At 66.9% G+C, this 5,032-nt stretch carries 6 protein-coding genes and 1 pseudogene; 1 reads left to right on the forward strand and 6 read right to left on the reverse strand.

Annotated elements, in window-relative coordinates; genetic code table 11:
* From leuS to bamE, 5 genes are all read right to left on the reverse strand, one after another.
* On the reverse strand, positions 1-1,667 hold a 1,667-nt coding region (leuS, locus tag Q1W68_RS17870; protein WP_300717211.1), incomplete at its 3' end, for a leucine--tRNA ligase.
* A gap of 112 nt (positions 1,668-1,779) precedes the next feature.
* A complete protein-coding gene (locus Q1W68_RS17875; protein WP_300655719.1) occupies positions 1,780-2,211 on the reverse strand; it encodes a biopolymer transporter ExbD in 432 nt (143 codons plus the stop codon).
* Entirely contained in the window at positions 2,208-2,876 is a 669-nt protein-coding gene (locus Q1W68_RS17880; protein WP_300655717.1) for a MotA/TolQ/ExbB proton channel family protein, read from the reverse strand. Before Q1W68_RS17880 ends, Q1W68_RS17875 begins: the two co-directional genes overlap by 4 nt.
* A complete protein-coding gene (gene dapB / locus Q1W68_RS17885; protein ID WP_300655715.1) occupies positions 2,873-3,691 on the reverse strand; it encodes a 4-hydroxy-tetrahydrodipicolinate reductase in 819 nt (272 codons plus the stop codon). Before dapB ends, Q1W68_RS17880 begins: the two co-directional genes overlap by 4 nt.
* Positions 3,688-4,287 (reverse strand): outer membrane protein assembly factor BamE, encoded by a 600-nt coding sequence (gene bamE / locus Q1W68_RS17890; RefSeq protein ID WP_300655714.1) that lies wholly within the window; start codon positions 4,285-4,287, stop codon positions 3,688-3,690. Before bamE ends, dapB begins: the two co-directional genes overlap by 4 nt.
* Before the next feature lie 158 nt (positions 4,288-4,445).
* Between bamE and fur the strand changes: the two genes are divergently transcribed.
* The gene (fur, locus tag Q1W68_RS17895; protein WP_291216138.1) at positions 4,446-4,886 is read left to right on the forward strand and encodes a ferric iron uptake transcriptional regulator; all 441 of its coding nucleotides are present in this window, start codon (positions 4,446-4,448) and stop codon (positions 4,884-4,886) included.
* Between the two features lie 5 nt (positions 4,887-4,891).
* Here fur and Q1W68_RS17900 read toward each other — a convergent pair.
* A pseudogene (locus Q1W68_RS17900) lies at positions 4,892-5,032 on the reverse strand (HPr kinase/phosphorylase); the annotation flags it as partial.

Consider the following 5,032-nt stretch of genomic DNA (forward strand, 5'->3'; position numbering starts at 1 on the left):
TGCAGGATGGCGTGTTCGATGCCGCCGATGTACTGGTCCATCGGCATCCAGTACTCCGCGCCTTCAGCCACCATCTTGTCGCTGTTGGTCGGGTCGCAGTAGCGCATGAAGTACCACGACGAGTCCACGAAGGTGTCCATGGTGTCGGTCTCGCGGCGCGCGCTCTGCCCGCACACCGGGCAGACCACGCCGGCGTGAAAGCCTTCGTGCTTGTGCAGCGGGTTGCCCGAGCCGTCGGGAATGCAGTCCTGCGGCAGCACGACCGGCAGGTCTTTCTCGGGCACGGGCACCGCGCCGTGTTCAGGGCAGTGAATGATGGGGATCGGCGTGCCCCAGTAGCGCTGGCGGCTCACGCCCCAGTCGCGCAGACGCCAGGTGGTTTTTTTCTCGCCGAGGCCTTTGGCCGCGAGCTGAGCGGCCACGGCGTCCACGGCCACCTTGTACGGCAGGCCGTCAAAGGCGCCGGAGTTCACACAAACAGCACGCTGCTTGTCACCGTACCAATCGGCCCAGGCGTCCTGGTTGAAAGTCTCGCCCTCCACCGTCACCACCGGCTTGATCGCAATGCCGTACTTCTTCGCGAATGCGAAATCGCGCTCGTCGTGCGCCGGCACGCCCATCACCGCGCCGTCGCCGTAACTCATCAGCACGTAATTGCCCACCCACACATCCACCTCCTCGCCGGTGATCGGATGCGTGACGGACAAGCCGGTGGCCATGCCCTTCTTCTCTTGCGTGGCCAGCTCGGCTTCGGTGGTACCGCCGGTCTTGCATTCTTCGATGAACGCGGCGAGCGCCGGGTTGGTCGATGCCGCGTGCGTGGCCAGCGGGTGCTCGGGCGCCACGGCGCAGAAGGTCACGCCCATGATGGTGTCGGCGCGCGTGGTGAACACGTACAGCTTGCCGTCGCCGATCAGCGCGCCACTTGCGTCCTTGATGTCATGGGGAAAGGCGAAGCGAACGCCCTCGCTCTTGCCGATCCAGTTCTCCTGCATCAGCCGCACCTTGTCGGGCCAGCCGTTGAGGGTGGCCTTGGGGTTGCCGATCTGCACGTGGTCGAGCAGCTCTTCGGCGTACGAGGTGATGTTGAGGTAGTAGCCCGGGATCTCGCGCTTTTCGACCACCGCACCGGTGCGCCAGCCCTTGCCGTCGATCACCTGCTCGTTCGCCAGCACGGTCATGTCCACCGGGTCCCAGTTGACGACCTGGGTCTTGCGGTAGGCGACGCCCTTCTCCAGCATCTTCAGGAACAGCCACTGGTTCCATTGGTAGTAGCTCGGATCGCAGGTGGCCACTTCGCGCGACCAGTCGATGGCCAGGCCCATGGCCTGCATCTGCTGCTTCATGTAGGCGATGTTTTCGTACGTCCACCTCGCCGGCGGCACCCCGTTTTTGATCGCTGCGTTTTCGGCCGGCAGGCCAAAGGCATCCCAGCCCATGGGCATGAGCACGTTGTGGCCGTTCATGCGCAGCTGGCGCGCCAGCATGTCGTTGATGGTGTAGTTGCGCACATGGCCCATGTGCAGCTTGCCGCTGGGGTAGGGCAGCATGGAGCAGGCGTAGAACTTCTTCTTGCCCGCGTCTTCCGTCACGCGGTAGGCGTCGGTGGCGTTCCAGTGGGCGTGCGCGGCGCGCTCGACTTCCTTGTGGGCGTATTTGTCTTGCATGAACCAGGGTCCGGACCAGCCGGCGACGGTGAGGGGAGAAGCTGCGCGCGGAGGCGCGGGGAGATGCCGGATTTTAGGCCTTGGGCCAGGCGCTGCCCGCGGGCTCAGGCATTCAGCGCGGGGCCGTCGAGTCGGCCACGAAACCAATGCGCGAGAGCCCGGCCGATTGCGCCATGCCGATCAGCGAGACCACGCGGCCGTAGGGCACGCTGGCGTCGGCGCGCAGCTGCACCTCGGTGGCCGGGTCGCGCTGTGCGGCTTCGATCAGCCGCTGGCGCAGCGACGTGTCGTCCACAGCCTGGCCGTCCCACTGCATGCGGCCCTGGCCGTCGACCGACAGCGACACGAAGGGCCCGGGCTGTGCGGGCGTGGCCGCCTTTGGCAACTCCGCCTTGGGCAACTCCAGCGCCAGCCGGTCCGCCATGAAGGGCGCGGCGATGATGAAGATCACCAGCAGCACCAGCATCACGTCCACCAACGGCGTGACGTTGATCTCGCTCATGGGCTTGTGGCCGGTGGGCCGCTCCAGCCGGCCGAAGCTCATGGCTGGTGCACCATGAGTTCGCGCAGGTCGCGCGCAAAACCTTCCAGGTCGGCCTCGATCCGCGCGATCTGCCGGCCCAGCACGTTGTAAGCGAGCACGGCAGGAATCGCCACCACCAGGCCGGCGGCCGTCATGACCAGCGCCTCACCCACCGGTCCCGAGACCTGCTCAATGCGGAAGCCGCCATCCAGCCCGATGCCGGTGAGCGCGTTGTAGATGCCCCAGACCGTGCCCAGCAGCCCCACGAAAGGCGCCGTGGAGCCCACCGTGGCCAGCAGCACCTGGCCGTACTGCAGGCGGTGCAACACCCGGTGCAGGGCGTCGCGCAGCACGCGGGTGAGCTGTTGTGACCGGTCACCGGCGGCGGCCAGGGTGCGGGGCGCGGTGGTGTTCAACCCCAGGGCCGCCTGCAGCAACGGCAAAACGAGTTGCTGCGCATCGAAGGTGCCCAAGCGGCGTTGCGCGTCATCCAGATCGGCGGCTTGCCAGAACGCGGCGGTGCTCAACTGCAGGTCGCGCGCGGCGCGGCGCAGCAGCCAGCCCTTCCAGAGAATCACCACCCAGCTCGCCACCGACATGGCCAGCAGGAGCAGCGCCACCGCCCGACCCAGCGCATCGGCCTGCGCCAGCGTCTGCACAAGACCCTGGCCCGCGCCGTCGATCATTTCAGGTTGAGCACGTCGAACATGTCGTACAGCCCGGCCGGCTGGCCCGCCAGGAAGCGCACCGCGCGCAGGCTGCCCTGCGCATAAGTGGCGCGGCTGCTCGACTTGTGGGTGATCTCGATGCGCTCGCCGGTGCCGGCGAACAGCACGGTGTGGTCGCCCACGATATCGCCACCACGGATGGTGGCGAAACCGATGGAAGACGGATCGCGTTCGCCGGTGACGCCTTCGCGCGCGTAGACCGCGCAGTCTTTCAGGTCACGACCCAGCGCGTCGGCGATCACCTCACCCATCTTCAGCGCGGTGCCGCTGGGCGCATCCACCTTGTGGCGGTGGTGGGCCTCGATGATCTCGATGTCGTAGCCGGTGGCCATGGCCTTGGCCGCCATCTCCAGCAGCTTGAGCGTGACGTTCACGCCCACGCTCATGTTGGGCGCCATCACGATGGCGATGGACTTCGCCGCCTCGGCGATTTCGGCCTTTTGCGCATCGCTGAAACCGGTGGTGCCGATGACCGCATTCACGCCGTGTTTCGCACATTCGCGCAGGTGCGCCAGCGTGCCCTCGGGGCGGGTGAAGTCGATCAGCACCTGGCTGCCGCGCAAGCCCTGGGCGAGGTCGGCGGTGATGCGAACGCCGCTGGCCTGACCGGCAAAACCCGCGGCGTCCTGGCCCAGCATGGGGCTGCCTTCGATGTCGAGCGCGCCGCTGAGCTGGCAATCGCCGCTGCTGCGCACGGCCTCCACCAGCATCTGGCCCATGCGGCCGCTGGCGCCCGCCACGCACACAAGGTGCAGATTCGCGCCGCCGCTCATCGCGCCGTCCCCGGGGTCTCCAGGGGTGGGTAGCTGGCGGCGGGGGTGGCTGCAGGCGCCGCAGGCTCCACCGGCGCGGGGGTCTTGTTGCGCTCGTCAAAAGCTTTCAGCTGGGCCTCGGTGGCCTGCAGCGGAGGCACCTTGCCAAAGCGGCGACCGGCGTCGAGCGAGGCCACGAACTCGGCTTCGCTCGGCAGCTCGTCGGCCTCGAACCTTTCGAGCACGTTGGCCTTGAAGAACGCCGTCAGGCGGCGCTGCTGGGGCGCCTGGCCCTGGCGGCGAAAGGTGAACACGTAGTCCCAGCGATCGGCGTGGAACACACTGGTCAGCAAGGGCGAACCCAGGATGTCGCGCACCTGGTCGCGGCCCATGCCGGGCTGCAGGGCCGCGGCCTGCTCGCGCGTGACCACGTTGCCTTGCAGGATGTCGATCTTGTACGGCGTGACGACGCTGGAGATGCCCGGCAAGCGGCTGGTGACGCTGGAACACGCCGACAGCGCAACCAGCGAGGCCACGGCACACAGCAGGGCAACCGGGCGGTAAGGTCGCTGACCACGCGGGGTCGGGGAGGCGCAATCGGGTGAGTGTTGGAGCATGGGATCGGACCGTGAATGGGGCGCGCGCGCTGGCGTTGCCGGGGCAAAAATGCAGCGTGCGCCAGACGCTGGCGATATGATGCTTTCATTGTAGTCTTGGGGCTTGAAGGCACCGCAAAGAGCCCACCCGCCCCACTCCACGCGCCACGCGCACCGCCATGACCAACATCGAAGAACTCAAGAACACCGGACTGAAAGCCACGCTGCCCCGGCTGAAGATCCTGGAGGTGTTCCAGAACGCCAAGCAGCGCCACATGACGGCCGAAGATGTGTTCCGTGTGCTGCTCGAAGAGCGTTCCGACATCGGCCTGGCCACGGTCTACCGCGTGCTGATGCAGTTTGAACAGGCCGGTCTGCTCACGCGCAGCAACTTCGAGTCGGGCAAGGCGGTGTACGAGCTCAACGAAGGTCAGCACCACGACCACCTGGTGTGCCTGGACTGCGGTCGCGTGGAAGAGTTCTTTGACGCCGAGATCGAAAAGCGTCAGCAGATGGTGGCCAAGACGCGGGGCTTCGTGCTGCAGGAGCACGCGCTCTCGCTCTACGCCAACTGCACCAAGACCGACTGTCCGCACAAGGGCCAGTCACACAGGGCCTGAGGCGCTCACTCCCCGCGCGACATGGCCGCGCGGTGGCGCGAAACGAATTCCTGGTAGGTGTCGATGCCGCGCAGTTGCAGGATGGTGTTGCGCACAGCGGCCTCCACCAGCACGGCGATGTTGCGCCCCGCCACCACCTGAATCAC

Source organism: Hydrogenophaga sp. (assembly GCF_030158645.1).
GTDB lineage: Bacteria > Pseudomonadota > Gammaproteobacteria > Burkholderiales > Burkholderiaceae_C > Hydrogenophaga.